Below are 26,099 nucleotides of genomic sequence, written 5' to 3' on the forward strand. Positions count from 1 at the left end.
CCGGACGCGAACCGGCCGACCACCGAGACGACGGGGGAGCGACGATGGCAGCAGGACGGGACGACGACTTCGGCGGCCGGGAGATCGACGACGACGAACTGCTGGACGTCGCCGACAACCCCGAACAGGCCGCCGAACTGCACCGCGCCCTGCGCACCCTGGCCACCAACGACAAGATCGGCCCCGAACTGCGCGAAATGGCCCGCGAGGTGCTCACCGGCCGGATCGGCATGCGCGAGGCGATCCAGTCCGACCGCTACATGTCGGCCATCGGCACCCGCCTGGACGAGATGCGCACCGCGGCCCAGAACCTCTCACCCGAGGAACGCGAAGCCTCCGAGAAGCGGGCCGTCGGACTCCGCGAACAGTACGAGGCCGAACACGGCCCCGACGAGGACGACGAGGACGACCCCTGGACCCGCCCCCGCGACGACCGCCCCTGACCCCGGCGGGCCGGCCGACGGCCCGAACCGGCCCGGACGGCAACGGTGTTCGGGGCGGGAAGGGGGTGCCGGGAGGCGGGCGGTAATTCGGAGGAGGGCCGGTCGGGGCGCTGTTAGGGTGGCCCGATGGCAGTGCTCAGACAATTCCAGGTCACCTTCGACTGCGCCGAACCCGGCCGGCTCGCCCGGTTCTGGTGCGAGGTGCTCGGCTACGAGTCGAACCCGCCCAAGGGCTTCGGCAGTTGGGAGCAGTACGAGGAATCGCTCCCGGCCGCCGAGCGCGACACGTGGTCGGCCTGCACCGACCCCACCGGAGTCGGGCCCAGGCTGTACTTCCAGCGCGTTCCCGAGGGCAAGGTCGTCAAGAACCGGGTGCACCTCGACGTCCGGGTCGGGACCGGGCTGCTCGGTGAGGAGCGGCTGGCCGCGCTGGAGGCGGAGTGCGCCCGGCTCCTCCCGCTCGGCGCGGTGCGGGTGCAGCTGCTGTACGACGGCGGCGACGACTCGTGCATCGTGATGCAGGACATCGAGGGCAACGAGTTCTGCGTCGACTGACCCCTCGTAGCCCTCGCAACTCCGGCCCGCCCGGCCCGGACCACGGCCCGGACCGGCGGTCGGGCGAGGTCGGGCGGCGGGAGTGGCAGACGGATCCGGCAGGTCGGGGTACCGTCGAGGCACACGCACGGGAGGGCAGAGGCATGACCGCGACAGCAGAATCCGGGACGTTGCGCGTGCCGCGCAGCATCAACGGCATCGAGCAGGCGCTCACCTACGAGGAGCGGGCCAGGTTCTACGACGAACTCGGTCCCGTCGAGGACCCGGCGGACCGGGAAGCCGTGATCACCACGTGGTGGCTGCGGGCGATGTCCGCGGCCTACGGCGGCGACCGGAGCGGCTTCCGCGCGGCCGTCGCCCAGGTCCTGGCCACCGGCCGGGCGCAGCAGGCGGGAGCCGCCGCGTGAGCGGTTGGCGGATATGGCTCCAGGACCAGCCCGCCCACACCATGGTCGCCATCTCGAAGGCGGACGACATCCTCTTCGCGCTGGTCACCGCGTCCCTGGTGCTGCTCGACGACCGGGCCGGCGCCCCCGTCGACGAGTGGGGCGACCTGCGCAACGTCGTCCTGGCCCCGTCCGTCACCGCCGAGGTGTTCGTCAACCCCGACGAGCGCACCATCGACGTGGTGCGCCTGGTCTGGCTCCCCGGCTTCGACAACTGACCGATGGGCGACGACATCTGACGCCCCGTCTGAGATGCGCTTCCGGCGGTACCCCCCTGCGGGCGTACGCCTGCAGGGCGGGGGGCGTGCCCGCCGGCGGGGGACGGTGATCGAGCCCTGCCGCGCCGCCGCGCTGTTCGCCGCCACCTCGGTGGGAACGCCGCCGTTCACCGGGATCGGGGCCCGCGGCCTGCCCGCCGTGCTGCTGGCGCTGCCGGTCGGTGCCGTCCTGGTCGGCGTCCTCGCCGCCACCCGGCCGCCCCGCCCCGCCCGGTCGTCGCCCTGCGAGCCGACCGTCCCCTTCCGGTCTGATGGTCGGAAGCTCTGACGGACCGACAGTCCGATGGTCTAACAGCCCGACCGTCTGATGGTCAGTCGACAAACGACCCGGGCGCCGCCGCGCGCGCCGAAAGACAGCAGTGCGCACGTTCGTGCTGAAATCTCGGGTAGCATCGGCTCCATGACGGACATTCAGGACCTCGACGCCCGCGCACTGAAGACCACCCGGTCCCTGGTCGACCGGGTCGACGCCGACATGCTCCACCTGCCGACCCCCTGCGGTGCCTGGACGCTCGGGCAGTTGCTCGCCCACATGACCGGCCAGAACCACGGCTTCGCCGCGGCGGCCCGCGGCGGCGGCCGCGACCTCGCCGACTGGGCCGACCGGCCGGTCGGGGACGACCCCGGGGGCGTCTTCGCCGCCTCCGCCGAGGAGGTCACCGCCGCGTTCGCCGAGGAGGGCGTCCTCGAACGGGGCTTCTGGCTGCCCGAGGTCCGCGACGGCGGCCCGTTCCCCGCACCGCAGGCGATCGGCTTCCACTTCCTGGACTACGTCGTCCACGGCTGGGACGTCGCCGCCGCCCTCGGGATCCGCCCCGACTTCGACGCCGAGCTCACCGCCGCCGTCCTCCCGATCGCCGCCTTCGTCCCCACCGGCCCCGCCCGCGAGCGCCCCGGCGCGGCCTTCGCCCCCGCCCTGCCCGCCCGGGACTCCGCCGCCGACCCGCTCGACCAGGCCCTGCGCCTGCTCGGCCGCGACCCCGACTGGACGCCGCCGCACGCCCGCTAGGTGTTCGGCGGGTGCCTCAGGGCTGTTCGTGCAGGCGGGGGAGGGGCGCCGGGCGGGGGTCGGGGGTGTCCAGGCCGGCGAGCAGGCGCAGGCTGTCCTCGGTGGGGCTGCCGGGGGTGGCGGAGAGGACCAGGAGCTCGACGCCGGAGCCGTCGGGGAGGGCGAAGTTCTCCTGGTGGAGTTCGAGCAGCCCGACCAGGGGGTGGCGGTAGGACTTGCGGCCGTGGGTGCGGGCGCGGACGTCGGCGCGGGCCCACAGGCGGCGGAAGCGCTCGCTGCCCATCGACAGTTCGCCGATCAGCGAGGCCAGCCGGGGGTCGTCGGGGTACTTCCCGGCGGCCAGCCGCAGGTGCCCGACCACGTCGCGGGTGCAGCTCTCCCACTCCCCGTAGAGGCCGCGCTCCTGCTCCTCCAGGAAGATGTGCCGGGCGGTGTTCAGGCCCTGCGCGGGGCGGCCGTACAGGAGTTCGGCGAGTCGGTTGCAGGCCAGCACGTCCAGCCGGTGGTCCATGATCAGTGCGGGTGCGCCGGAGACCAGGTCGAGGACGCGCAGCAGTTCCGGCCGGATCCGGCCGCCCGGGGCCTTGGCGCGGCGCCGGGGCTGCCGGGCCAGCCGGTGCAGGTGCTCCTGCTCCGTCGCGTCCAGCCCCAGCACCCGGGCGAGCGCGTCGAGGACCTGCTCGGAGGGCTGGGTGGCCCGCCCCTGCTCCAGGCGCACGTAGTAGTCGACGCTCACCCCGGACAGGTGCGCGACCTCCTCGCGCCGCAGCCCCTCGACCCGTCGGCGGCTGTCGGTGGGGATGCCGGCCGCGGCCGGGTCGACCCGGGAGCGCCGGGTCCGCAGGAAGCCCGCGAGATCGTCCATGCCTCCGAGTATCGCCCGGCGGCGGCCCGCCGTGGGTGGCCCTGCGAGTACCAGGAAGCCCGGTCCTACGGAAGCGGAGCCCCTGAACAACGGGCGCCGCGGCGCCCAGGATCGGAGGCGTCGAAGAACGCCGCACCGGAGGAGACCCCGATGAAGACCCTGATCGTGCACGCCCACCCCGAGCCGAAGTCGCTCAACGGCTCGCTCAAGGACCACGCGGTGTCCGTGCTGGAGGCCGCCGGGCACCAGGTGCGGGTCAGCGACCTGTACGCGATGGGCTGGAAGGCCGCCGCCGACGCCGCCGACTACGGCCCGCACGCCTCCAGCCCGCTGAAGGTCCCGCTGGACTCCGGCCGCGCCTTCGAGGCCGGGGAGCTCACCGCCGACGTCCGCGCCGAGCAGGAGAAGCTGCTCTGGGCCGACACCGTCATCCTCCAGTTCCCGCTGTGGTGGTACACGATGCCCGCCATCCTCAAGGGCTGGGTCGACCGGGTCTTCACCTACCGCTTCGCGTACGGCGTCGGCGAGCACAGCAACACCAAGTACGGCGAGCGCTTCGGCGAGGGCACCCTGGCCGGGCGCCGGGCCCTGCTCTCGGTCACCGTCGGCGGCCCCGCGCCGCACTACGCCGCCCGCGGCATCAACGGCCCGATCGACGACCTGCTGTTCCCGATCCAGCACGGCATCCTGCACTACCCCGGCCTCGAGGTGCTGCCGCCCTTCGTGGTCTACGGCGGCGACCGGCTCACCCCCGAGCAGTACTCCGCCGTCGCCGCGGCCTGGGAGCAGCGCCTGCTCACCCTGGGGACCACCGAGCCGATCCCGTTCCGCCGGCAGAACTTCGGCGACTACGAGATCCCCGCCCTGCACCTCAAGGAGGGCCTCGAACCGGCCGGCCGCACCGGCTTCGGCCTGCACACCCGGGCCTGAACCCGGAGCCGCGGCGGGGCCTGCCGCCCGGGGCGCCGCGCCGCGGTTAGCATCGCCGGATGACCGAGTTCCGCACCGTCCGGGCCACCCCGCTGTCCGCCGAAGAGGCCTGGCGGCGCGTCACCGACTGGCCGCGGCACGGCGCGGGCGTCCCGTTCACCACCGTGCGCTCCGACGGCCGGACGGTGGCGGCCCGGACGGGAGCGGGCCGGTTCGGCTTCGACGACGTGATGGACCTGGTCCGCCACGAGCCCCCGGACGGCGGCCGCCCCGGAATCTGCCGCCTGGTCAAACGCGGCCCGCTGGTGACGGGTTGGGCCGAGATCGAGGTCCGCCCGCACCCCCGCGGCGGCGCCGTGGTCCGCTGGCGCGAGGACCTGCGGATCGGCCCGCTGCCCGCCCTGCTGGACCGCCCCACCGCCTGGTGCGGCCGCCTACTCTTCCGCCGCACCCTGCGCACCCTGCTGCGCTGAACGCCCGGACCTGCCCGCCCTGCTGCGCTGAACGGCCAGGCCGGTCCGCCCTGCTGCGCTGAACGCCCGGGGCCGCCCGCTCAGTCCTCCTCCCGGACGCGGGCGTGCAGGTGCATGTCGTGCCAGCCGTCGGCGTGCAGCAGGGCGCTGCGGCGGGTGCCCTCCAGGGCGTAGCCGTTCTTGTCGGCGATCCGGCAGGAGGCGGGGTTCGCGGTGGAGTGGCCCAACTCGATCCGGTGGAAGCCCACTTCGTGCAGCGCCCAGTGCGAGGCCCGCGCCACCGCCCGCGAGCAGACGCCCCGCCCGCGGGCCTCGGGGGCGGTCCAGTAGGCGATCTCCGCCTGCCCGCCGTAGAGCACCAGGGACTGCAGGGAGACCCGCCCGAGCAGCCCGCCGTCGGCCCCCGCCACCGCCCAGTGCGCGGCCTTCTCGTCCGTCCAGTCGCGCCGCCACCGGACGATCCACTCGCCCGCCTCCTGGTCGGAGTCCGCCCCGCGCAGGTGCCAGCGCCGGATCGCCGGGTCCCGGAACACCCGGGCGACGTCCGCGGCGTCCGTGTCGAGCCAGGGCCGCAGCAGCAGGCCGCCGTCGAGCGGCAGGACGGGCTGGGCACAACGGTTGAGGCTGCCCGGCGGCACGACCGGGGGAACGAGGGGAGGCATGCCCCGCATCATGGCAAGGCCCGGCGGTCCGGTGCCACCGGGTTCCCGTCCGGTGCGGCGCGGGGTCAGGCGTGGTCGACGACGGCGGTGACCACGGTGTGCAGGTGGCGGCGGAAGCGGTCCAGGACGGGGAGGTCGAGGGGGCCGCGGCGGGTGCCGTCCGGGTCGATGACGCCGGCCCGGCCGAAGGAGTGGGAGGTCCAGACGATGGTGAAGACCAGCATCTCGACGTCGGTGCCGGGGCCGAGGCCGGACCGGTCGAGGACGGCGCGGACGGCGGTGGCGACCTCGGCGAGCAGCGGGCCGGCGAACTCGGTCTCGATGTCGGAGTGGTCGGCGCCCTCGGCCAGCCAGCGGCGCATCCACAGGGCGGGCACCTCGGGGTGGCCGAGGCAGAAGGACAGGTAGTCGTCGACGAAGGCGAGCAGGGCGGCGCGGGTCTCGCCGGGGGTGGGGCCGCAGGCGTGCAGGCGGACCAGGGCCTCGGTGACGACCCGGCGCTGGGCGAGGTGGGCGCGGCGCATCACCTCGCGGTAGAGCTCGGGCTTGGCGCCGACGTGGTAGGCGACGGTGGCGATGTTCAGACCGACCGCGTCGCCGATCGCCCGGGTGCTGGTGGCGTCGTAGCCGCGTTCGGCGAACAGCCGGGTGGCGGTCGCCAGGATGCGTTCGCGGGGGCCGTCCTCGGGCAGGTCGCTCATGGGCCCTGAGGATAGCGGACCGGAGCGGACGAAATCCATCAGGTGATGGACGGGGAACAAGCAGGTCACCACCCATTGTGCCGGACTCCATCATTCGATTGAATGAGCGCCTTTCCATGAGAGGAGCACCCGGCATGGGCTCGACCAGGGTGGCGGTGATCGGCGCCGGTGCGGCAGGACTGGCCGCCGCCAAGGCACTGCTCGACCACGGGCTGGACGTCACCGTCCTGGAGCGCGGCACCCGCGTCGGCGGCCTGTGGGCGGGCGACGACGGCGACGCGGGCTCCCCGGCGTACGACAGCCTGCACCTGAACACCAGCAGGGGCCGCACCGAGTTCGCCGACTTCCCGATGCCCGCGCACTGGCCGGACTTCCCGTCCGCCGCCCGGGTGGCCGGCTACCTCGCCGACTACGCCGACCGCTTCGGCGTCACCGGGAGGGTCAGGTTCGGGACGCACGTCGAGCGGGTCGTCCGGGACGCCGACGGCTGGCGGGTCGACGGCGAACGCCACGACGCCGTGGTCGTCGCCAACGGCCACAACCGGGACCCGAAGTGGCCCAGCCCCGGCTACCCCGGCGACTTCGACGGCACCCAGCTGCACGCCCACGACCACCGCGGCGCCGCCGCCTACACGGGCAAGCGGGTGCTGGTCGTCGGCACGGGCAACTCCGCGATGGACATCGCCGTCGACGCCTCGTACACCGCCGACGGCCCGGTGCTGCTCTCCGCCCGGCACGGCACCCACGTCGTCCCCAAGTACCTGTTCGGCCGCCCCGCCGACGCCACCGGCGGCGCACTCGCCGTCCTGCCCTGGCGGCTCCGGCAGACCGTCGCGCAGAGCGTGCTCAAGCTCGCCGTCGGCACCCCCCAGCGGTACGGGCTGCCCGCCCCCGCCGGCGGCCTGTTCCAGAACCACCCCACCATCAGCGACACCGTCCTGCACCGCCTCACCCACGGCGAGATCGAGGCCCGCCCCGGCATCCAGCGGCTCGACGGCACCCGCGTGCACTTCACCGACGGGCGCAGCGACCAGGTCGACGTGATCGTCTGGGCCACCGGTTACCGCGTCACGATCCCCTTCCTGGACGAACGCTGGACCGGCCCCGACCCCGAACAACTCCCGCTCTACCAAAGGGTGTTCCACCTCGACGACCCCACGCTGAGCTTCGTCGGACTGATGCAGTCCACCGGCGCCGCCCTCCCCGTGGTCGAGGCCCAGGGCCGCTTGGTCGCCGCCCACCTCGCCGGCCGCTACGCCCTCCCCGGTGCCGAGCAGCAGCGCGAACACGTCCGCCGCGCGCACGCCGCCGCCGTCCGGCGCTGGGGCGACAAGCGGCCGATGATGCGGATCGACTTCGACCGGTACGTCGCCGCCGTCCCCCGCGAACTCAAGGCCGGCGCCCGCCGCGCGCAGAAGGAGAAGACCCCGTGACCGTACTCAACCGCCGTCAGGACCCGCGCGGCCGCCGGGTGCTGATCACCGGCGCCTCCGGCACCATCGGACGCGCCCTCGGCGAACGCCTCACCGCCGCCGGGGCGCACGTCCACGGCCTCGACCTGCGGCCCACCGGCGACGAACCCTTCCCCGTGCTGCGCTGCGACGTCACCGACGACGACAGCGTGCGCCGAGCCGTCGCCCGGGCCCTGGAGGCCCTCGGCGGCCTCGACGTCCTCGTCAACAACGCGGGCACCGGCGGACCGGCCCCCGCCGAGTACGCCCCCGGCGCCGAGGTCCGCCGCCAGCTGGAGATCAACCTGCTCGGCACCTGGCGCACCACCGCCGCCTGCGTCGACGCCCTGGTCGCCGCCCGCGGCCGGGTCGTCATGGTCGCCTCCCGGATGGCCGTCCTGCAGCTCCCGCTGGCCGCCGCCTACGGCGCCTCCAAGCGCGCCATGGTCGCCTACGCCGACGCGCTGCGCCTCGAACTCGGCACCCACGTCGGCGTCAGCTGCGTCTACCCGTCCGCCGTGCGCAGCCCGATCCACGACTCCACCAGGGCCGCCGGGCTCTCGCTGGAGGGCATGAGCGTGTACGAGCCGCTGGAGGGCGTGCTCGACGCGATCGGCAGGGCCGCGTTCTCCACCCGCCCGCACCGCGACGTCACCACCACCCGCAAGGGCGCCGTCGAGTTCTTCCTGGCCCGCCACCTGCCCGCCCTCACCGACCGGATCGTCGCCCGCGCCCTGAACGCCCGGGCCGCCGCCGGGGCCCTCGACGGCGCCGAACCGGCCGCCGGGGTGGTCGCCCGGAACAGGGGGACGAAGTGACGGAGGTCCGGGCCGGGCGGAAGGCGCTCACGCTGTACGCGGCCGGGTCGGTCGGCATGGGCGTCTGGGTCACCGTGCCCGGACTGCTGCTGCTGTACTTCCTCACCGACGTGCTCGGCGTGAGCGCCGCCCTGGCCGGACCCGCCCTGCTGCTGCCCAAGGCCGTCGACGTCGTCGTCCACCCGTTGCTCGGCTCCCGCTCCGACCGGCAGGCCCGCCGCGACGGCCACCGGCGCCGGATGATGCGCGGCGGACTGCTGCTCGGCGCCGCGCTGGCCGCGATGTTCAGCGTCCCGCCCGCCCTGACCGGCCGGGGCGCCGCGCTCTGGGTCGGCGGCTGGTTCACCGCCGGGAACCTGCTGTTCGCCGCCTTCCAGGTGCCCTACCTGACCACCCCCTCCGACCTGGCGGTCGGCTACCACGAACGCACCCGGGTCTTCATGTTCCGGATGGCCCTGCTGACGGCGGGCCTGCTCGCCGCCGGGGTCGCCGCACCCGCGCTCTCCTCCGGCGGCACCCGCACCGACTACACCCGGATGGCCCTGCTGCTGGCCGCCGCGATGGCCGCCTCCGCCGCCGTCGCCCTGCGCGGCGTGCGCCGCCTGACCGCCGAGTGCGGGTTCAGGGCGCCCGCCGAACGGGCCGGGCACTCCACCCGCGCCGCCCTGCGCACCGCCCTGCGCGACCGTAACTTCCGCCCCCTGGTGCTGTCCTACCTGTTCACCGGCACCACCACGCACCTGTTCCTGGCCGCCCTGCCCTACGTCACCGCGTACGTCTTCCGGGACGGAAGGCTCACCGCCCTGTTCATGGGACTCTTCCTCGCCCCCGCCATGCTCTCCGGCCCCGCCTGGACGGCCTGGTCCCGGCGGGCGGGCAACGGCAAGCAGCGCGGACTGCTCATCTCCCAGGCCGGGTTCGCCACCGGCTCGGTGCTCCTGCTGCCCGCCGCCGCCCTGCTCGACGGCCCCGCCCGGACCGCCGCCACCGCCGCCGTGGTGATGGCCATGGGCACCGCCTTCGCCGGACTCCAGCTCTTCGCGTTCGCGCTGCTCCCGGACGCCGTCGCCGCCGCCGACACCGCCGAAGCGGGCGCCTACACCGGCGTGTGGACCGCCGCCGAGGCCACCGGCACCGCCGTCGGCCCCTACCTGTACTCCGCCGTCCTCGCCCTCGGCGGCTTCGTCTCCAGCACCGGCGGCGCCCACGCCCCGCAGAGCGACACCGCCCTGACCGCCCTGCTGACCGGGTTCACCCTGCTGCCCGCCGCACTGATGGCCCTCGCCCTGGCCCTCCAACGCCGCTGCGCCCTGGACACGGGACAGCGGCTCGGGTGAGCAACCACCGGGGACCGGGGAACGGCGGGTCCGCGCTGCCGATGGCCGGAGCCCACCGGAGGCCCGTGCTGCCGCGCACCTCGAACGGAACCGGAAGCAGATCCGCACTACGGCAGTGAACCGCCCGCAGACCCGGGCCCGCCGCTCCCCGAGCCCCCGGACGTGCGCTTCAGCGCAGGACGGCGGCCAGCAGGTCGGTGCCGAGCGTGCCGGTCGCGGCCAGGTCCAGGACGTGGTGCACGTGCCGCCCCCGGCGGTGGGCGGTCAGCAGGCCGGCCCGGCGCAGCACGGCGAGGTGGCGGGAGACCTCCGGCGCGGTGAGCTCCCAGGCCCGCGCCAGCTCGCCGGTGGTGTGCGGGCCGCGCGCCAGGGTGCGGACCAGGCGCAGCCGCACCGGATGGGCCAGCGCCTCCAACCGCAGGCCGACGGCCTCCAGCGGGACGGCCGCCGGGCGCCGCCCGTCCGCCGCCGGGTACTGCACCACCGGCTGCCAGCCGGGGGCGTACACCGCGACCAGGTGCGGGTGGCCGAACACGCTGGGCAGGAAGGTCACCCCGGCCGGGCCCGCCTGCGCGGTGGAGTCCTGCAGCTTGTCGAGGACCAGCGAGCCGCCGTCCGGCGTGACGGCGACCGCCGCCGACACCTCGGCCAGGGCCGCGCCCAGCCCCTGACGGCGCCTCAGCTCGGCCTTGTCCCGCACGTCCCGGCCCAGCCGGGCCGCCAGCGCCGGCCACTCCGCGTCGAAGAACGCCGCCGCGCACAGCTCCAGGGTCTCCCGCACCCGGGCCCGCACCGCCGCCGGATCCGCCAGCAGGCGCTCCGCGAACGCCTCCTGGACCGGCCCGCGGGCCTGCGCCCGGTCCAGCGCGGCCGCCCGGGCCGCCGGGTCGTGCAGCGGGGAGCGGCCGGCGAAGGTCCGCCGGTTGGAGCCGCAGGTGGTGACCAGCGCCGCGTGCGCGTACCGCTCGTCGCCGATCGCGTCGACCTCGTCCAGCTCGGCCGCCAGGGTGGCCCGCGGCCGGGCCGGCACCAGGAAGTCCGCCCGGGAGGAACGCCACAGGAACTCCGCCTCGCGCAGCCGCTCGGCCAGCTCCGGACGCAGCCCCGCCCACACGCCCGCCGCCCACCCGGCCAGCTGCGGATGGTGCTCCGGCGAGGCCAGCACGTGCAGCATCGCGGTGAGTTCGGCGAGCGGGGAGACACCGAACCGGATCCGCTCCGGCGGCGTCCCGGCGAGGTCGATGCGCAGGGTCACCCCGGTATTCTCGCTGCTCACGGGCGGCGGACCGGCGCCGGTTGACGGAAAGCGTCAACCGACGCGACCGCCCCGCCGCCCCGCCCGCACCGTGGCGCCATGACCACCACCACCCCCGCCACCGCCCCGCCGCTGCGCCCGCCCCGTCCGACGCTCCGCCGCCTCGTCCGGGCCGGCGGCGGCCCGCGCTACGCCGCCGCCCTGCTCGTCGACGCCCTCGGCTCGGGCCTGCTGCGCCCGTTCCTGCTGCTCTACGGCATCTCGGTGCTGCACCTGGACGCGGCCGCCACCGGGCTGGCGATGACCGGCGGGATCGTCGCGGGCCTGGCCTGCATGCCGCCGCTCGGCCGCTGGCTGGACCGGGGCGCCCGCAGCGCCGCCGTCGCCGCCGCGATGCTGGTGCGGGTGGTCGGCGTGGCCGTACTGCTGGCCGCGCCGACCGGGCGCGCGGCCCCGTTCGCGCTGGCCGCGCTGTTCCTCGGCATCGGCAACCAGGCCTGGCCCGCCGCGCACGCCGCCCTGGTCACCACCGTCGCCGAGGCCCACCTGCGGGACACCGCGCTCGCCGCCGCCCGCTCCGTCCGCAACGCCGGGCTCGGCCTCGGCGCGCTGCTCGCCACCGTCTGCCTCACCGGCGGCGCCCCCGCCCTGCGGGCCCTGGCCGCGGTCTCCGGCGCGGGCTTCCTGGCCGCCGCCGCCCTGGCCCGCTCGGTGCGGGTCACCGCGGGACACGCCGAACGGGCCCCCGGCGCGGCGGCGGACGGCGGGACGCGGCGGCTGCGCGCGGTGCTGCTGGCCAACGTGGTGTACGTGTTCTGCCTGAACGTGCCCGAAGTGGCGGTGCCGCTGGTGCTGGTGACGGTCCTGCACGCCTCCCCGGCCTGGCCCGCCGCGGTGTTCGTCGCCAACACCGTGCTGGTGGTCACCCTCCAGGTGCCGGTCACCGGGTGGGCGGCGGCCCGCTGGCCGCGGGCGCGGGTGCTGGCGCTGTCCGGGGCGGTGCTCGCCGCGAGCTACCTGGCCTTCCTGCCGGCCACGGCGCTCGGCCCGCTCGCGGTCGCGCTGGTGACGATCCCGTGCACCCTCGGCGAGATCCTCTACGCGGGCAGCGCCACGCCCCTGGTCACCGCCCTCGCCCCGGCCGGCGGGCTCGGCCGCGCGCTCTCGCGCCTGCAGCTCTCCACCGGCCTGGGCCTGGCGCTCTCCCCGGCCGTCATCACCGCCCTGGCCCCGCTCGCCCTCTGGCCCGCCCTGGCCGGCGCCACCCTGGCCGCCGCCGCGGCCGTCCACCGCACCGGTGCCCGGACGGCTCAGCCGCAGGTCAGGTCGCGGGCGGGCAGCCGGCCCGCGGTCGGGTAGCGGGTGACGCTGCCGTCCGCGCAGGACGGCCCGTTCACCACCACGCCGTGCCCCCCCGCCCCCGGCGACCGGGACCGTCCGGGCACCGTGCAGGGGCCGCCGCGTGCCGCCGGCCACGGCCAGGGCGGTCCGCGGGGCTCACCGGGCCCGGGACCCGACTTCCGGCGCACGGCGCCGCCCTGACGTCCTGCCACGGGCGCACCCCCGGGTGCCCGCGGCTCGGGGCATGCACCGGCCCCGGGCGGGCACACGGCCGGGCATGAGCGAGCAGCAGCAGCCACCGCACCCGACCGTCCCGCCGCGGCCGGTGGGCCCGCCGCCGCCGACGGCTCCGCCGCGACCCCGGCACCGGGCCGGGCGGTGGGGCGCGGTGGCGGCGGCCCTGGTGCTGGTCGGGGCCGGCGCCATCGCCCTCGCCGACCGGGACGGGACGACGGACACCGGGGCCGGTCCGCACGTCCTGCCGGGCAGCCCGCAGGCGCTGCTGCTGGACGGCGTGTCGGGCCGGGTGGAGATCACCGCCGCGCAGGGGACCGCCGCCACCGCCGAGTACCTGCCCGAGGGCACGGGGCACCCCGGACCGGTCGCCCTCGGCCCGGCCGGGAGCGACGGCGCCGTGCCCGTGCGGTGCGCCGCCGCGGACGGCGGGCCGTTCGACCGGTGCGGCGGGCTGCTGCGGCTCGCCGTCCCCGAGGACACCGCGCTGACGGTCCGCCAGGAGTCCGGGGAGATCACGCTGTCCGGGCTGCGCGGCGACCTCGCGCTGTCCCTGGCCTCGGTCCGCTGCACCGCCGTCGGCCTGCGCCCGCAGCACGCGACGGTGTCGATCCGCTCCGGCAGCGCCGACCTGGGCTTCGCCGCCCCGCCCGGCGACCTCACCGTGGAATCCGCCTCCGCCTCGGTGGCGCTGCGGCTCCCGCAACCGGACGGCGGCTACGCGTTCGACTCGGATGCGTCCTCCGCCGACGTCCGGATCGGCCTGCCCGAACAGCCGGGCGCCGCCCACCGGGTGCGGCTGCGCACTACCTCGGCCTCGGTGGCGGTGCTGCCCGCCGCCGTCGAGCAGCGGGCCGAGCCGTAGACCGAGCGGTGGGCCGATCCGTGGGCCGAGCGGTGGGCCGATCCGTGGGCCGGGCCGTGGCGCCCCGCCGGACGAGGTGAGGGGCCGTCAGCCCGCCGCGCCGCAGCGCTCGGTGTCGATCTCCGGGAGGTGCGCCGGCGCGTAGCGCGAGCCGTGCACCGTCTCGTCGGACAGCACCCGACCGGCCGCCGCCAGCAGCTCGGCGGGGACGTCCAGGTCGAGCACCGCGACGTCCTCGCGCAGGTGCTCCACCGAGCGGGTGCCCGGGATGGCGAGCACGTGCCCGCCGCGCGAGAGCACCCAGGCCAGCGCCAGCTGGGCCACCGTCAGGCCAGCGGGCGCGGCCAGGGCGGCCAGTTCGGCGCGCAGCGCCAGGTTCGCCGGGTAGTGCGCGGCGGTGAAGCGCGGCATGGCGTGCCGGATGTCCGCGGGCGGCAGGTCGGCCATCCGCGGCGGGGCGTCGGTCAGCACGCCGCGCCCGACCGGGCTGAACGCGACCAGCGCGATGCCCAGTTCACGGGTCGCCGCCAGGGTGCCGCGCTCCGGGTTGCGGGTCCACAGGCTGTACTCGTTCTGCAGCGCGGCGACCGGGTGCACCGCGTGCGCCCGGCGCAGGGTGGCCGCCGACACCTCGGACAGGCCGATGGCGCGGACCTTGCCCGCCGCGACCAGCTCCGCCAGCGCGCCCACGCTCTCCTCGACCGGGACGGCCGGGTCCAGCCGGTGCAGGTAGTACAGGTCGATCACGTCGGTGCCGAGCCGGGCCAGCGACTGCTCCGCGGTGCGCCGGATCGTCTCGGGGCGGCCGTCGATGACGCGCCGTCCGTCCACGCCCGTCATGCCGCACTTGGAGGCCAGCACGATCTGCTCCCGGTGCGGGCCCAGCACCCGGCCGACCAGCTCCTCGTTGGCGCCGAACCCGTACAGCGCGGCCGTGTCGAACAGCGTGACGCCCGCGTCGAGGGCGGACAGCAGCAGTTTCGCCGCGTCACCGGCGGACGGCGGGGTGCCGTAGGCGTGGCTGAGGTTCATGCAGCCCAGTCCGACGGCCGGGACCTCGAACGGCCCGAGCCGGCGCGGGGCGCGGCCGTCCGGGACGGTGGAGGGGATGGGGCCGCTGACGGCGTTCGGTTCGTCTTCTCCGGTCACCGGGCCATCGTAGCGAGCGGTCGTCGGACCCGTCCGGGATGCTCTGCGGATGGACCTGGCAGTGCAGTTGACGATCGACTGTTCCGACCCGCAGCGGATGGTGGCCTTCCGGGCCGGGCCCTGGGCCACCTGCCCGACCCCCCGCCGGACGGGGCCTGGCGGGCCCACTGGGCGGCGCTGGGGGTGCCCGGGTCGGTGCTGCCGCCCGGCGCCGGGGACGTCCCGGAGTCGATCGTCGACCCGGCGGGCCGCGGATCCGGTTCCAGCAGGTGCCGGAGCCGAGGGCCGGCAAGAACCGGTGGCACTTCGACCTGAAGGTCGGCGGCGGCCGCGACGTGCCGGCGGACGTCCGGGCGCGGTGGGGCCGGGCCGCCTCGTCAACCTGGCGACGCGGCACGCCGATAACGGCTGGACGGCCCCGCACCCGGTCCCGAGACTGGGTGCGGTGACGACCCATACGGACCGCCCGGCGGCCCCCTCCACCGACCTCGGCGAACTGCGGCGGCAGTTGGCCGTCCTGCACGGCGGCACGGTGACCTCGGTGCACGTCCCCGGCGGCGGCGCGGGACTGTTCGCCCTGCTGATCGGCCTCCCGGACCACCGCCCCGACGGCACGGCCGAACTCGCCCACCGCTGGCTCACCGTCGCCCGCAGCGGCTGGACCCTGGACCGCCCCGCCACCGCGGCCCGCGCCACCACCCCCGCCGCCGGGGCCGGCCGCCTGGCCGAGGACCTGCGGGCGCTGATCGGCCGCCGGATCACCGACGTCCAGGTCACCGAACCCGGCTGGGGCACCCTGATCGCGTTCGGCGACCACCGGCTGCGGATCGACCCCGCCGCCCCGCCGGCCCCGCACCTCCCGTTCGACGAGACCCCGGACTGGGCCCTGCGCCTGCCCTCCCGCCGCCTGCTCCTGATCGGACCCGGGCCCCGCTGGGCGGAACGCGGCTGAGCAGCCGCGGCCGGGCGCCCCGGACGGCCGGGTCCGGGGCGCCCGCGGCCGGGCCTACAGGGTGGTGAAGTACCCGCCGAGCAGCCGGGCGTCCACGCCGTCCGGGTCCAGCTCGCCGTGCTCGGCCAGGATCCGCCCGGCGTACGCCTCGGCGTCGTCCTGCGGGTCGTAGCCGAGCGCCCGGGCCGGGCCCAGGTCCCACCAGGCGCGGGTGTTGGCGCTGATCGCGTTGACCACGGTGTGGCCGACGCCGGGCGCGGTGAGGGCGGCGTGCACCAGGCGCGCGCAGTCGCCGGGGCTGAGCCAGGTGGAGAGCATCCGGGGCGAGCGCGGCTCGGGGAAGCAGGAGCCGATCCGCAGCGAGACCGTCTCGATCCCGTGCTTGTCGGCGTACAGCGAGGCCAGCGACTCGCCGAACACCTTGGACAGGCCGTAGTAGGTGTCCGGGCGCGGCGGGATGTCGGCGCGCACCGGCAGTTCGCCGTCCAGCGGGGTGAAGCCGACCGCGTGGTTCGAGCTGGCGAAGACCACCCGGCGCACGCCCTCGGCCCGCACCGCCTCGTACAGCCGGTAGGTGCCCTCGATGTTGCTGTGCTGGATGTTGGCGAAGGTGTCCTCCAGGGCGATCCCGCCGAGGTGGACCACCGCGTCCACGCCGCGCACCGCCTCGCGGACGGCGTCGGCGTCGGCCAGGTCGAAGGCCAGCGCGTCCGGCGCGCCCTCGACGGGTTTGAGGTCGGCCAGCCGCAGCCGGTAGCCGTACGGGGGCAGCAGCTCGCGCAGCATGGTGCCGACGCCGCCGGCCGCGCCGGTGAGCAGGACGAGTGTCACGACACCTCCACGGTGTGGGACTTGATGTAGTCGAGGTCGAAATCGTCGCCCAGACCCGGGCGTTCGGGGAAGACCACCACGCCGCGTTCGTCGATCGCGTCGACCGCCGAGTTCAGGTGCGGCGGCAGCAGGTCGAAGTCGACCAGCGGGTGCAGCAGTCCGCGCTCGTACCAGCGGGCGTTGGTGGCGGCGCCGAGCAGGGCGAGGTTGCCGGAGCCGTTGCCGTGCACCTCGCAGTCCAGGTTGAACGCCTCGGCCAGGTGCAGGGTGCGCACCGCCGGGGTGATGCCGCCGACGTCGGTGGTGCCGGTGCGCAGGATGTCGCAGGCGCCGGAGGCCGCCCACTCGGCGCGGGTGAAGTTCTTGCCCCAGGAGGTCTCCGGCCCGATCACCGGGATCTCCAACTGCTCGGCCAGCCACCGGTAGGAGGACACCGACGCCTCCTCCATCGGCTCCTCCAGCCAGTAGAACCCGAGCTCCTGCAGCGCCCGGCCGAGCCGCAGCGCCTCGGTGCGCGAGTACCAGTGGTTGGCGTCCAGCATCAGTTCGACGTCCGGGCCGACCGCCTCGCGCACCGCCGTGCAGGCCGCGACGTCTAGGGCCACGCTGGGGGCGCCCGCCACCGGCGGCATCCAGGTGTGCAGTTTGATCGCCCGGTAGCCCTGCTCGACCAGCCGCACCGCGAAGGCCGCGTAGTCGGCCGGGGTGGCCAGCCCGCCCGGTGTCCCGTCGCCGCACATGGTGGAGGCGTACGCGGGCGCCTCCCGGCGGGCGCCGCCGAGCAGCCGCCACACCGGCTGGCCCAGCCGCTGCCCCGCGAGGTCCCACAGGGCGAGGTCGACGAAGCACAGCGCCCGGTCGGTGAGGCCGCCGCCCGCGCCGCGCTGGCGGCGGGCCAGTGAGGTCCACAGCCGTTCGCGTTCCAGCGCCTCCTGTCCGAGCAGCGCGGGCCGGACGTACTTGTCCAGCACGTGCGGGCGCAGGTGGTCGGGCTGCACCAGCACCCGGCCGGCGGCGCCGTCGGTGTCGGTGACGGTCAGCAGGGCCTCGCGGACCTCGTGCGGCTCGGCCGGGTGCCGGTGGCCGTGCGGGTCGACGGCGGTGCGGGCGAGGGTGGTGAAGAAGGACACCTCGACCGAGGCGACGGCTGCCACCGCCGTCAGCCGTTCTTCGCCCGGTAGTCGGCCTGCGCCTTGGTGAGGGCGTCGGCCACCGACTTGGCGAAGTCCGCGGGGGACATCCTGCCCAGCAGCACCTTCTGGAAGTTCGGTTCCGCCTCGGTCTTGGTGATCTTCGAGTACTGCGGCAGGTAGACCGGCGGCTGCACCAGCTTCCCGCTGTTCAGCGCGTCCCCGGCCCGCTTGGTGATGCCGGACTTCACGTACCAGTCGTCCGCGTACGCCTCGGTGTTGGCGGGGATCTGGCCGGCGTTCTCGTTCCAGTACGAGTTGGCCCCGTGCGAGTCGAGGTACTCCAGGAAGGTCCAGGCGGCGTCCTGGTGCTTGGAGTTCTTGAACACGCCGAAGCCGTCGACCGGGTTGGCCAGCGTCGCGGTGCCGTTCGGCCCGGCGGGCAGCAGCATGCCGGCCGCCTTGTCGCCGAGCGCGCTCCGCACGTCCTTGGTGGAGCCCAGGTTGTGGTGCACCATCATCACCTGGTTGGCCTGGAACTGGGCCAGCATCTGCGGGTAGGCGTTGGAGACGTCGGCCTCCGGGGTGGTCTGCTTGTACTGGGCGGCGATCCTGGCGATCAGCTCGACGTTCTTCGGGTCGTCGACGGTGGACTTCCCGTTCGCGTCGAACACCTCGGTCAGGCCGGAGTAGGCGTACGCCTCGGCCAGCACCTGGAAGCCGGAGCCCGCGCCGCCGCGGATGGTGAAGCCGTACTGGTTCTTCGACCTGTCGGTGAGCTTCGCGGCCGCCGCGAACAGCTCGTCCCAGGTCTTCGGGACGCCGATCCCGGCCTCCTCGAACTTGTCCGCCCGGTACCAGATGACGTCCTGGTTGCCGGAGGACGGCAGCTGGTACAGGCCCTTGCCGCCGGCCGCCGCCTTCGAGGTCTCCAGCATCGCCGCCGACAGCTTCCCGTTCAGCGGGCTGCCCGCCAGGCGCTCGTCCAGCGGGACGAGGGCCTTCTGCGCGGTCAGCGAGGCCAGCAGGGCGGTGGTGACGCCGCCGACGTCGGGCGTGGAGCCGGCGGCGATCGCGGTGTTGTACTTCTCGGCGACCTCGGAACTGGTCACGCCGACGTACTTCACCTCGATGCCCGGGTGCGCCTTCTCGAACTCGTCGATCAGGTGCTGGTACAGCGGGGTGCGGGCCGGTCCGGCGTTGTTGTCCCAGAAGGTGATCACGGTCTTCTTCGCGGAGTCGCCGGCGGAGCCGCCGGAACCGCAGGCGGTGAGCAGGCCGAGCGCGGCGAGGGCCGCGGCGGCGGTGCGCAGGGAGCGGGCCATGGGTGGGAGTGTCCTGTCTGTGACGGGGTGGGGGAGGGGGATCGCGGGGGGCGCTCAGCCCTTGACGGCGCCGGCGCTCATGCCCTGGACGAGGTACTTCTGCACGAAGGCGAACACCAGCACCACCGGCACCGCGGCGACCACGCCGCCCGCGGCCAGCGCGCCGAAGTCCACGGTGTTCTCGCCGATGGTGGTCTGCAGGCCCACCGGGACGGTCTGCAGCTCCGGGTCGTTGAGGAACATCAGCGCGAACAGGAAGTTGTTCCAGCTGCCGATGAAGGCGAACGAGCCCACCGCGACGATGCCCGGCCGCAGCAGCGGCAGCACCACCGCGAGGAAGGCGCGCAGCCGGCCGCAGCCGTCCACCATCGCCGACTCCTCCAGCTCCACCGGCACGTTCTTCACGAAACCGCTCATCAGGATCATCGCCAGCGGCAGCTGGAACACCGTCTCGGCGACCACCAGGCTCCACCGGGTGTCGATCAGGTGCAGCAGCTGGAAGACGTTGAACAGCGGGATCAGCATCATCGCGCCCGGCACGAACTGGGTGCACAGCAGCGCCAGCATGAACGCCCGCCGCCCGCGGAACGCGAACCGGGCCAGTGCGTAGCCGCCCATCAGGGCGAAGAAGGTCACCGACACCAGGGTCAGCGCGGCGATCAGCACGCTGTTGGTGAAGTAGGTGCGGAAGCCCATGCCGTTCCACACGGTGTCGAAGTGCTCGAAGGTCACCGGCCAGGGCAGCAGCGAGGTGGAGCCGGCCGGGCGCAGCGCGAACAGCAGCATCCAGTAGAACGGCACCAGGGTGAAGAGCAGGTACAGGCCCAGCGGCAGGAACAGCCGCAGCAGGCGCCCGGTGCGGTCCCGGACGGCGGTGGCCCGGACGGAGCGGGCGGCCCCGCGGCGGGCGGCCGGCAGGCGGGTGGCGTCGGCGCTCATCGCTGCACCCCCTCGCCCCGGCCCTCGAAGCGGCTGAGCCGCAGGTACAGCACCGAGCAGAACAGCAGCAGCACGAAGGCCGCCGCGGTCAGCGCCGACCCGTAGCCGAAGTCGTAGGACTTGCGGGCCAGTTGGGCCACGTACAGCGGCAGGCCGGTGGTCGCCCCGGCCGGGCCGCCGTTGGTCAGCGTGTACAGCAGGTCGACGTTGTTGAACTCCCACACCGCGCGCAGCAGGGTGGCCAGCACGATCGCGTCCCGCAGGTGGGGGAGCGTCACGTGCAGGAAGCTGCGGACCCGGCCCGCGCCGTCGATCGACGCCGCCTCGTACAGGTCCTTCGGGACGGACTGCAGGTCGGCGAGGATCAGGATGGCGAAGAACGGTACGCCGCGCCAGAGTTCGGCCACCACCACGGCCGGGAACACGGTGTCCGGGTCGCCCAGCACCGAGGTCGCCGGGTCGGCGAGGCCGAACTCGGACAGCTGGTGGAACACCCCGGTGGCCGGGTTGTACAGCAGCAGCCAGATCCCGGTGGTCAGCACCCCGGACACCGCCCAGGGCGAGAACACCAGTGCCCGGGCCGCGGCCCGGCCGACGAAGGTCTCGTTCACGATCAGGGCCAGCACCAGGCCGAGCAGCAGCTGCAGCCCCACCTCGGCGGCCACCCACTTCGCGGAGAACAGCAGGCTGTGCCAGAACTGCTGGTCGCCCAGCATCCGGGAGAAGTTGTCCAGCCCGACGAACGCGTCGTCGTACGGCTCGTTCACCACCCGGTGCTGCAGCGCGTAGTAGCCGACGCTGCCGAGCGGCACCAGCAGGAAGCCGACCAGCAGCAGGACGGTCGGAGCGATCAGGGCGTACGGGGTGAGCGCCCGGCGGACGCGGGCTCCGTACGGACCGGCGAGCGTCACAGGGAGCTCACCTCCTCTACATTCGTGGACGCCGTTCACATGCGTGGACACATTAGGGAGGGTGTGAGGGGTCGTCAACCCTCCTCGCGCGCAAGGATTCTGATTCGCCGTTCATGGATGTGTACTGCGATCAGAATGATGTATAACGCTGCTGTGGCGCCCGCAGGCCCGCCGCCCGCCGCCCAGCCGTTCCGCAGCCCAGCGTCCCGCCGTCCCCACAGGAGGAACCCATGCCCGACACGCCCGACCGACTGCGCAGCCGCCTCGACGGCCTGCTGTTCTTCCCCGTCACCGCCTTCGCCCCCGACGGCAGCCTCGACCTGACCGCCTTCCGCACCCACGTCCGGGCCCGCCTCGACGCCGGGGCCGGCGCCGTGTTCGCCGCCTGCGGCACCGGCGAGTACCACGCCCTCGACCTCGACGAGTACCGCGCCGTGGTCGCCGCCGCCGTCGAGGAGACCGCCGGAGCCGTCCCCGTGGTGGCCGGCGTCGGCCACGGCACCGCCCTCGCCCTGGAGTTCCTGCGCCGCGCCGAACAGGCCGGCGCCGACGGCGTCCTCGCCCTGCCGCCCTACCTGGTCAAGCCCTCCCAGGCGGGCCTGCTGCGGCACTACACCGAACTCGCCCGGGCCACCGACCTCGGCGTCATCGTCTACGCCCGCGACAACGCCGTCCTCGAACCCGACACCGTCGCCGCCCTCGCCGCCCTCGACAACGTCATCGGACTCAAGGACGGCATCGGCGACCTCGACCTGATGCAGCGCGTCATCAGCGCCGTCCGCACCACCCACCCCGGCCTCGACTTCCGCTACTTCAACGGCCTGCCCACCGCCGAACTCACCGGCCTCGCCTACCGCGGACTCGGCGTCACCCTCTACTCCTCCGCCGTCTTCTGCTTCGCCCCCGACCTCGCCCTCGCCTTCCACAAGGCCGTCACCGGCGGCGACGACGCCCTCGCCAACCGCCTGCTCGACGGCTTCTTCCGCCCCCTGGTCGAACTGCGCAACCAGGGCCGCGGCTACGCGGTCTCGCTGGTCAAGGCCGGCGTCCGGCTCGAGGGCCTCGACGTCGGCACCGTCCGCGCCCCGCTCGCCGAACCCGACCCCGCGCACGTCGGCGCGCTCGCCGAACTGATCGCCCACGGCCGCAGCCTGCTCTGACCCCGGCCCCGCCCCGCCGGCCGGGCCCGCACGCCCGGCCGGGCCGCCCGCCCCGCGCACCGGACCCGGCCGCCCGCGCGGGCCCCGGACGAACCGCCCGCCCGCCGCCCGGCCGGACCGCCCCCGGCCGGGCGCCCCCGCACCCACCGCCAGGAGACCCCGTGCGCGCCTCCGCCTTCCTCTACCCGTGGGACGTCACCGGCGACCCCGCCGCCCCCGACCGGCTGGTCGGCCTCGGCCTGCCCCGGGTCACCCTCGCCGCCGCCTACCACTCCACCCGCGCCCTGACCCCCCGCCACCCCACCCGGCGGATCGTCACCGCCGAGCACTCCGCCGTCTACTACCCGCCCGACCCCGCCCACTGGCGCGGCCGCGCCCTGCGCCCCGCCGCCCAGCACTGGCTGCCCGGCGACGACCCGTTCGGCGAGGCCGCCGCCGCCCTCACCGCCGCCGGACTGGAGGTGCACACCTGGGTGGTGCTCGCCCACAACTCCCGCCTCGGCACCGCGCACCCGCACCACACGGTGCACAACGCGTACGGCGAGCCCTACCCCTGGGCGCCGTGCATCGCCCAGGACGAGGTGGTCGAGTACTGCGCCGCCCTCGCCGCCGAGGCCGCCGTCCGGCCCGGCGCCACCGGCACCGAACTGGAGTCCTGCGGCTGGTACGGCCTCGCCCACCTGCACGCCCACGACAAGATCGGCGGCGTCCCGCTCGGCCCGGCCGGGCAGTTCCTGATGTCGCTGTGCTTCTGCCCCGCCTGCCGCCGCGGCTACGGCCCCGACGCCGACGCCCTGCGCACCGCGGTGCGCACCGCCCTGGAACCGCTGTGGCGCGGCGCCCCCGAACCCGACCTGCCCGAGGAGTGGGCCCGGATCGAACGGCTGCTGGGCCCCGGCCCCGCCGCCGCCGCCCGCACCCACCGGCTCGCCGCCGCCCGCCGCCTGCAGGCCGCCGCCGTCGACGCCGTCCGGGCCGCCGCCGGCCCCGGCTTCCGGATCCTGCTGCACGCCGACCCCGTCCCGCACCGCAGCGGCCCCAACCCCGGCGTCGAGGCCGACTGGCTGCTCACCCGCGCCGACGGCCTGGTCCTGCCGCACCACCTGCTGCCGCTCGCCGCCCCGCACCGCCGCCCCGGCACCGTGCTGGCCGCCAACCGCCCGGTGGTCGCCGCGCTCGGCGGCGGCCCCCCGCACCCCGTCGAGGGCGCCGACGAACTGCGCCTCTACCACGCGGGGCTGGCCTCCGACACCGACCTCGAGGCGGTCCGGCGGCTGCTGCGCCCGCACTCCGGCTGACACCGCCTCAGCCCTCCCACGGCCGCCAGCCGTCGGCGCCCGCCAGGTAGACCTCCCTGGTGTGCGCCGCGGCCTCCCCGGCGGTCAGCTGCGGCCGGTTCGCGGGCACCGGGACCGCCGCGCCCGGGCCGGTGTCCGCGTACTCGGCGAACCGCTGCTGCTGCCACGGGTGGGCGGCCGCCATGTTCGCGTACGGCTCGACGGCGTCGATGCCCGGGCCGAGGTGCGACCGGCGGACCGTCAGCATCGGCCAGGCGGTGGGGTCGCTGCTCGGCACCCACGGCCGGGCCAGCCGGAAGGCGCCGGCCGGTGCGGTGCCGGTGAAGGCGCAGCGGGTGGCCAGGAAGCCGCGCGGGTTCGCCCGGGCGGTGCTCGGCGCGAACACGAAGCCCTGCGGGACGGCGGTGGTGTCGGTGCGGGCCAGCGTGCGCAGCTCGCACCGGTCCAGGACGGCGGTGGCCCGGCCGAACACGAAGTCCACGTCGCCCTCGACGTAGCAGCGGCCGTAGTACTGCCGGGCGAAGGAGGCCAGGTCGGCCGAGTCCGCGTACAGCGTGTCCTGGTGCCCCAGCAGCCGGCAGCGCAGGAAGGCCGTCCGGTCGCCGGTGGCCTTCACGGCCACCGCCTGGGTGCCGGTCCAGTCCGGGTGGTCGGCGCGCAGCCAGTCGTTGGCGAAGGTGACGTCCGCGGCGGTGAAGCCGTCGGCCAGCGCGGTGAGGGTGGCGCTCCCGGTGGTGCCGGTGGTGCCGCCGCCGGGCTTCGGCGTGCCGGCCGCGGTGTCGTGCACCACGACCACGTCCCGGGCCCGGCCGGTGGCGCCCAGCACGGTCAGGTGCCGCCGGTCGGCCGGGACGCGCACCGGCGCCCGGTAGGTGCCGGCCGCCAGCACCAGCGTCCAGCCGGTGGCCGGGTCGCCGTTGGGCGGGGTGGCGTCCACGGCCGCCTGGACGGTCGGGTGGTCGCCCGCCCCGGCCGGATCGACGTACAGCGTGCGGGAGTCGGGGCGGGCGGCCGGCGAGCCGTACCGGCCGAAGCGGGGCCCGGCGGCTTCGGGGGCTCCGGCGGTTCTGGCGGCTTCGGTGGCGGTGGCGGTGGCCGGGGTGGTGGCGAGTCCGGGACCGAGTCCGGTGCCGAGCAGGGCTGTGGCGGCGCCGAGCAGGACGGTGCGGCGGGTGGGCACGACGGTTCCTCCTGGGGACGGACGACGGGACGGGTGGCGGGACGGGGAGGGGTGGCGGGGCGGAGTGGCGGGGACGGGGGCGGGCCCCGGCGGGAGTTCTCGCCGGGGCCCGCGGGCGGTCGGTGCCGCCGGGCTCAGAGGTGGCCGACGCCCGCGCCGGCCGTGACCTTCGCCGGGACGGTGTTCGCCGCGTCCAGGCCGGTGCGCAGGGTGGGCGTCCAGCCCGCCGACGTGCCCAGCTGCTTGCCGGAGTTGGCGGCGTTCCAGGCGGCGATCAGGTCGCTGGTGGTGCCGTTGACGGAGTTGCCGCCCGCGGTCAGCGCGGTGCCGCCCCAGTTGTAGAGCACCTTGGCGGCGGTGATGCCGGAGGGCAGCGCGAAGTAGTTGTTCTGCGCGACGAGCTGCGAGGACTTGCCGACCCCGAGGCTGTACTCGTAGTCCCCGGCGGACGGCACGTAGTAGTTGTTGTAGGCGTCGACCTGCCCGAAGCGGACCCGGGGCGCGCGCTGCACGGTGTTCTGCCACAGGTTGTGGTGGAAGGTCACCCGCAGGTGGCCCGCGTCGGTGGCGGAGGCGCTGTCGCTGTTGCCGATCAGGTTGGTCTTGTCGTGGTTCTTGAACACGTTCCAGGACGAGGTGACGTAGTCCGCGCCCTTGACCACGTCCAGCAGCCCGTCGTGGACCTCGTAGATCCGGCCGAAGTAGCTGGGCAGGCTGGAGTCCGGGACGGCGCCGTCGGAGAAGGTGTTGTGGTCGACCCAGACGTGGGTGGCGCCGTAGACCGTCATCGCGTCGTACTCGGAGTTCCAGTTGCCGGTGGAGCCGTCGGTCGGGTCCCACTGCGGGAAGCAGTCCGCGGCGTTCTCGAAGGACAGGTTGCGGACGATCACGTTGTCGACGTTCTTCACCACCAGCCCGCCGCCGCGCAGCGTGCCGCCGTTGACGCCGACGAGGGTGGTGTTGGCGCCCACGTTGATCTGCACCTTGTCGGCCTGCTTCTTCTGCGAGGCGGCGCGGGCGTCCTCCTGGGTGCCCGAGGGCACCTTCGAGGTGCCCCAGACCTTCGGGTCGTAGGCGGCCAGGTAGGCGGGCAGCGAGTAGCCGCCGGTCGCGTACGCCGAGCAGTCCAGGTGCTTGCCGGAGTCGTCGGTGTTGAGGTCGATGACGCCCGAGACGTAGATGATCTTGGCGGTGGCGTTCGAGCCGTTGCCGGAGTTCTTGCCGCCGAGCGCGGCCACCAGCTGGGCCCGGGTGGAGACGGTCACGGTGTGCGCGGCGTCGGCCTTGGAGCCGCCGGTGGTGCCGGTGGTGGCCGAGGCCCAGCCGTCCTTCGCGGCCAGCACGGCGTGGCCGAGGTCGGCGGCGTGCGCGGAGGGGACGCAGGCGAGCGTGCCGCACAGGGCGGCGGAGGCGAACAGCGGTCCGACGGTGCGGACGGTGCGGGGCAGGCGCATGACGGGGCTCCTCGTCGAGCGGTCGGGGTGGGGGTGCGGGCGCGAGGTGCGGTGCGTGGCGCGCGGTGCGGTGTGACGCGCGATGCGGTCGGATGCCCGGGGTATGT

At 75.2% G+C, this 26,099-nt stretch carries 28 protein-coding genes and 1 pseudogene; 17 read left to right on the forward strand and 12 right to left on the reverse strand.

Annotated features, from left to right (window positions below):
* The first annotated feature begins 44 nt into the window (after positions 1-44).
* The 6 genes from EDD39_RS36460 (at position 45) to EDD39_RS36485 (ending at position 2,731) form a co-directional block, all read left to right on the forward strand.
* Entirely contained in the window at positions 45-443 is a 399-nt protein-coding gene (locus EDD39_RS36460) for a hypothetical protein (protein ID WP_123563857.1), read from the forward strand.
* 126 nt (positions 444-569) lie between these two features.
* Positions 570-998 carry a VOC family protein gene (locus EDD39_RS36465; RefSeq protein ID WP_123563858.1) on the forward strand — a complete coding sequence of 143 codons (429 nt, stop codon included), beginning with the start codon at positions 570-572 and terminating at the stop codon, positions 996-998.
* Positions 999-1,141: 143 nt separating this feature from the next.
* Positions 1,142-1,405: a hypothetical protein gene (locus EDD39_RS36470; protein WP_123821258.1), complete on the forward strand. Its 264-nt coding sequence runs from the start codon at positions 1,142-1,144 to the stop codon at positions 1,403-1,405.
* On the forward strand, positions 1,402-1,662 hold the full coding sequence (locus tag EDD39_RS36475) for a hypothetical protein (protein ID WP_030462271.1): 261 nt from the start codon (positions 1,402-1,404) through the stop codon (positions 1,660-1,662). The genes EDD39_RS36470 and EDD39_RS36475 overlap by 4 nt, the downstream gene beginning before the upstream one ends.
* 106 nt (positions 1,663-1,768) lie before the next feature.
* A complete protein-coding gene (locus EDD39_RS36480) occupies positions 1,769-1,990 on the forward strand; it encodes a hypothetical protein (protein ID WP_123563859.1) in 222 nt (73 codons plus the stop codon).
* 132 nt (positions 1,991-2,122) lie between these two features.
* Positions 2,123-2,731 (forward strand): TIGR03086 family metal-binding protein, encoded by a 609-nt coding sequence (locus EDD39_RS36485; protein ID WP_123563860.1) that lies wholly within the window; start codon positions 2,123-2,125, stop codon positions 2,729-2,731.
* 16 nt (positions 2,732-2,747) lie between these two features.
* On the opposite strand, the gene EDD39_RS36490 is transcribed toward EDD39_RS36485, so the two are convergent.
* Positions 2,748-3,596 carry a helix-turn-helix transcriptional regulator gene (locus EDD39_RS36490; RefSeq protein WP_123563861.1) on the reverse strand — a complete coding sequence of 283 codons (849 nt, stop codon included), beginning with the start codon at positions 3,594-3,596 and terminating at the stop codon, positions 2,748-2,750.
* 150 nt (positions 3,597-3,746) lie between these two features.
* Here EDD39_RS36490 and EDD39_RS36495 point away from each other — a divergent pair, with 150 nt between their 5' ends.
* Both EDD39_RS36495 and EDD39_RS36500 read left to right on the forward strand, forming a co-directional pair.
* Positions 3,747-4,526 carry an NAD(P)H-dependent oxidoreductase gene (locus EDD39_RS36495; protein ID WP_123563862.1) on the forward strand — a complete coding sequence of 260 codons (780 nt, stop codon included), beginning with the start codon at positions 3,747-3,749 and terminating at the stop codon, positions 4,524-4,526.
* A 59-nt stretch (positions 4,527-4,585) separates the two neighbouring features.
* Positions 4,586-4,999: an SRPBCC family protein gene (locus EDD39_RS36500; protein WP_123563863.1), complete on the forward strand. Its 414-nt coding sequence runs from the start codon at positions 4,586-4,588 to the stop codon at positions 4,997-4,999.
* Between the two features lie 80 nt (positions 5,000-5,079).
* Here EDD39_RS36500 and EDD39_RS36505 read toward each other — a convergent pair whose 3' ends face one another.
* A complete protein-coding gene (locus EDD39_RS36505; RefSeq protein WP_123564093.1) occupies positions 5,080-5,661 on the reverse strand; it encodes a GNAT family N-acetyltransferase in 582 nt (193 codons plus the stop codon).
* 65 nt (positions 5,662-5,726) lie between these two features.
* Positions 5,727-6,362 (reverse strand): TetR/AcrR family transcriptional regulator, encoded by a 636-nt coding sequence (locus EDD39_RS36510; protein ID WP_123563864.1) that lies wholly within the window; start codon positions 6,360-6,362, stop codon positions 5,727-5,729.
* 134 nt (positions 6,363-6,496) lie between these two features.
* Here EDD39_RS36510 and EDD39_RS41790 point away from each other — a divergent pair, with 134 nt between their 5' ends.
* The 3 genes from EDD39_RS41790 to EDD39_RS36525 are packed head-to-tail and all read left to right on the forward strand — an operon-like array spanning position 6,497 to position 9,968.
* Positions 6,497-7,795, forward strand: a complete 1,299-nt coding sequence (locus EDD39_RS41790) for a flavin-containing monooxygenase (protein WP_123563865.1) — start codon at positions 6,497-6,499, stop codon at positions 7,793-7,795.
* Complete coding sequence (locus EDD39_RS41795; RefSeq protein ID WP_123563866.1) at positions 7,792-8,631, forward strand: SDR family NAD(P)-dependent oxidoreductase; 840 nt, start codon at positions 7,792-7,794, stop codon at positions 8,629-8,631. The genes EDD39_RS41790 and EDD39_RS41795 overlap by 4 nt, the downstream gene beginning before the upstream one ends.
* Entirely contained in the window at positions 8,628-9,968 is a 1,341-nt protein-coding gene (locus EDD39_RS36525) for an MFS transporter (protein ID WP_123563867.1), read from the forward strand. The genes EDD39_RS41795 and EDD39_RS36525 overlap by 4 nt, the downstream gene beginning before the upstream one ends.
* Before the next feature lie 169 nt (positions 9,969-10,137).
* Here EDD39_RS36525 and EDD39_RS36530 read toward each other — a convergent pair whose 3' ends face one another.
* Positions 10,138-11,223 (reverse strand): DUF5937 family protein, encoded by a 1,086-nt coding sequence (locus EDD39_RS36530; RefSeq protein ID WP_123563868.1) that lies wholly within the window; start codon positions 11,221-11,223, stop codon positions 10,138-10,140.
* Between the two features lie 99 nt (positions 11,224-11,322).
* Here EDD39_RS36530 and EDD39_RS36535 point away from each other — a divergent pair, with 99 nt between their 5' ends.
* The gene (locus EDD39_RS36535; protein ID WP_123563869.1) at positions 11,323-12,582 is read left to right on the forward strand and encodes an MFS transporter; all 1,260 of its coding nucleotides are present in this window, start codon (positions 11,323-11,325) and stop codon (positions 12,580-12,582) included.
* A 259-nt stretch (positions 12,583-12,841) separates the two neighbouring features.
* The gene (locus EDD39_RS36540; protein WP_148089597.1) at positions 12,842-13,663 is read left to right on the forward strand and encodes a DUF4097 domain-containing protein; all 822 of its coding nucleotides are present in this window, start codon (positions 12,842-12,844) and stop codon (positions 13,661-13,663) included.
* A gap of 87 nt (positions 13,664-13,750) precedes the next feature.
* On the opposite strand, the gene EDD39_RS36545 is transcribed toward EDD39_RS36540, so the two are convergent.
* On the reverse strand, positions 13,751-14,773 hold the full coding sequence (locus tag EDD39_RS36545; protein ID WP_208765778.1) for an aldo/keto reductase: 1,023 nt from the start codon (positions 14,771-14,773) through the stop codon (positions 13,751-13,753).
* 88 nt (positions 14,774-14,861) lie between these two features.
* Between EDD39_RS36545 and EDD39_RS36550 the strand changes: the two are divergent.
* A pseudogene (locus EDD39_RS36550) lies at positions 14,862-15,165 on the forward strand (VOC family protein); the annotation flags it as partial.
* A 92-nt stretch (positions 15,166-15,257) separates the two neighbouring features.
* A complete protein-coding gene (locus EDD39_RS36555; protein ID WP_123563871.1) occupies positions 15,258-15,764 on the forward strand; it encodes a hypothetical protein in 507 nt (168 codons plus the stop codon).
* Between the two features lie 54 nt (positions 15,765-15,818).
* Here EDD39_RS36555 and EDD39_RS36560 read toward each other — a convergent pair whose 3' ends face one another.
* The 5 genes from EDD39_RS36560 to EDD39_RS36580 are packed head-to-tail and all read right to left on the reverse strand — an operon-like array spanning position 15,819 to position 20,900.
* Positions 15,819-16,595: an NAD-dependent epimerase/dehydratase family protein gene (locus tag EDD39_RS36560; RefSeq protein ID WP_279634014.1), complete on the reverse strand. Its 777-nt coding sequence runs from the start codon at positions 16,593-16,595 to the stop codon at positions 15,819-15,821.
* Positions 16,592-17,749, reverse strand: coding sequence for an enolase C-terminal domain-like protein (locus EDD39_RS36565; protein WP_123563872.1), 1,158 nt, complete (start codon positions 17,747-17,749; stop codon positions 16,592-16,594). The genes EDD39_RS36560 and EDD39_RS36565 overlap by 4 nt, the downstream gene beginning before the upstream one ends.
* Positions 17,750-17,754: 5 nt before the next feature.
* Positions 17,755-19,050 (reverse strand): ABC transporter substrate-binding protein, encoded by a 1,296-nt coding sequence (locus EDD39_RS36570; protein WP_123563873.1) that lies wholly within the window; start codon positions 19,048-19,050, stop codon positions 17,755-17,757.
* Positions 19,051-19,104: 54 nt separating this feature from the next.
* Positions 19,105-19,989, reverse strand: a complete 885-nt coding sequence (locus tag EDD39_RS36575) for a carbohydrate ABC transporter permease (protein ID WP_123563874.1) — start codon at positions 19,987-19,989, stop codon at positions 19,105-19,107.
* Positions 19,986-20,900: a carbohydrate ABC transporter permease gene (locus EDD39_RS36580; protein ID WP_244257493.1), complete on the reverse strand. Its 915-nt coding sequence runs from the start codon at positions 20,898-20,900 to the stop codon at positions 19,986-19,988. Before EDD39_RS36580 ends, EDD39_RS36575 begins: the two co-directional genes overlap by 4 nt.
* A 230-nt stretch (positions 20,901-21,130) precedes the next feature.
* On the opposite strand from EDD39_RS36580, the gene EDD39_RS36585 reads away from it, so the two are divergent.
* Positions 21,131-22,060, forward strand: a complete 930-nt coding sequence (locus tag EDD39_RS36585; protein WP_123563876.1) for a 5-dehydro-4-deoxyglucarate dehydratase — start codon at positions 21,131-21,133, stop codon at positions 22,058-22,060.
* Between the two features lie 161 nt (positions 22,061-22,221).
* On the forward strand, positions 22,222-23,358 hold the full coding sequence (locus EDD39_RS36590; protein WP_123563877.1) for a hypothetical protein: 1,137 nt from the start codon (positions 22,222-22,224) through the stop codon (positions 23,356-23,358).
* 7 nt (positions 23,359-23,365) lie between these two features.
* Here EDD39_RS36590 and EDD39_RS36595 read toward each other — a convergent pair whose 3' ends face one another.
* Both EDD39_RS36595 and EDD39_RS36600 read right to left on the reverse strand, forming a co-directional pair.
* Positions 23,366-24,538, reverse strand: coding sequence for a pectinesterase family protein (locus tag EDD39_RS36595; protein ID WP_123563878.1), 1,173 nt, complete (start codon positions 24,536-24,538; stop codon positions 23,366-23,368).
* Positions 24,539-24,672: 134 nt separating this feature from the next.
* Complete coding sequence (locus EDD39_RS36600) at positions 24,673-25,992, reverse strand: pectate lyase family protein (protein WP_123563879.1); 1,320 nt, start codon at positions 25,990-25,992, stop codon at positions 24,673-24,675.
* Positions 25,993-26,099 lie beyond the last annotated feature (107 nt).

Source organism: Kitasatospora cineracea (genome assembly GCF_003751605.1).
Taxonomy (GTDB): Bacteria; Actinomycetota; Actinomycetes; order Streptomycetales; family Streptomycetaceae; genus Kitasatospora; species Kitasatospora cineracea.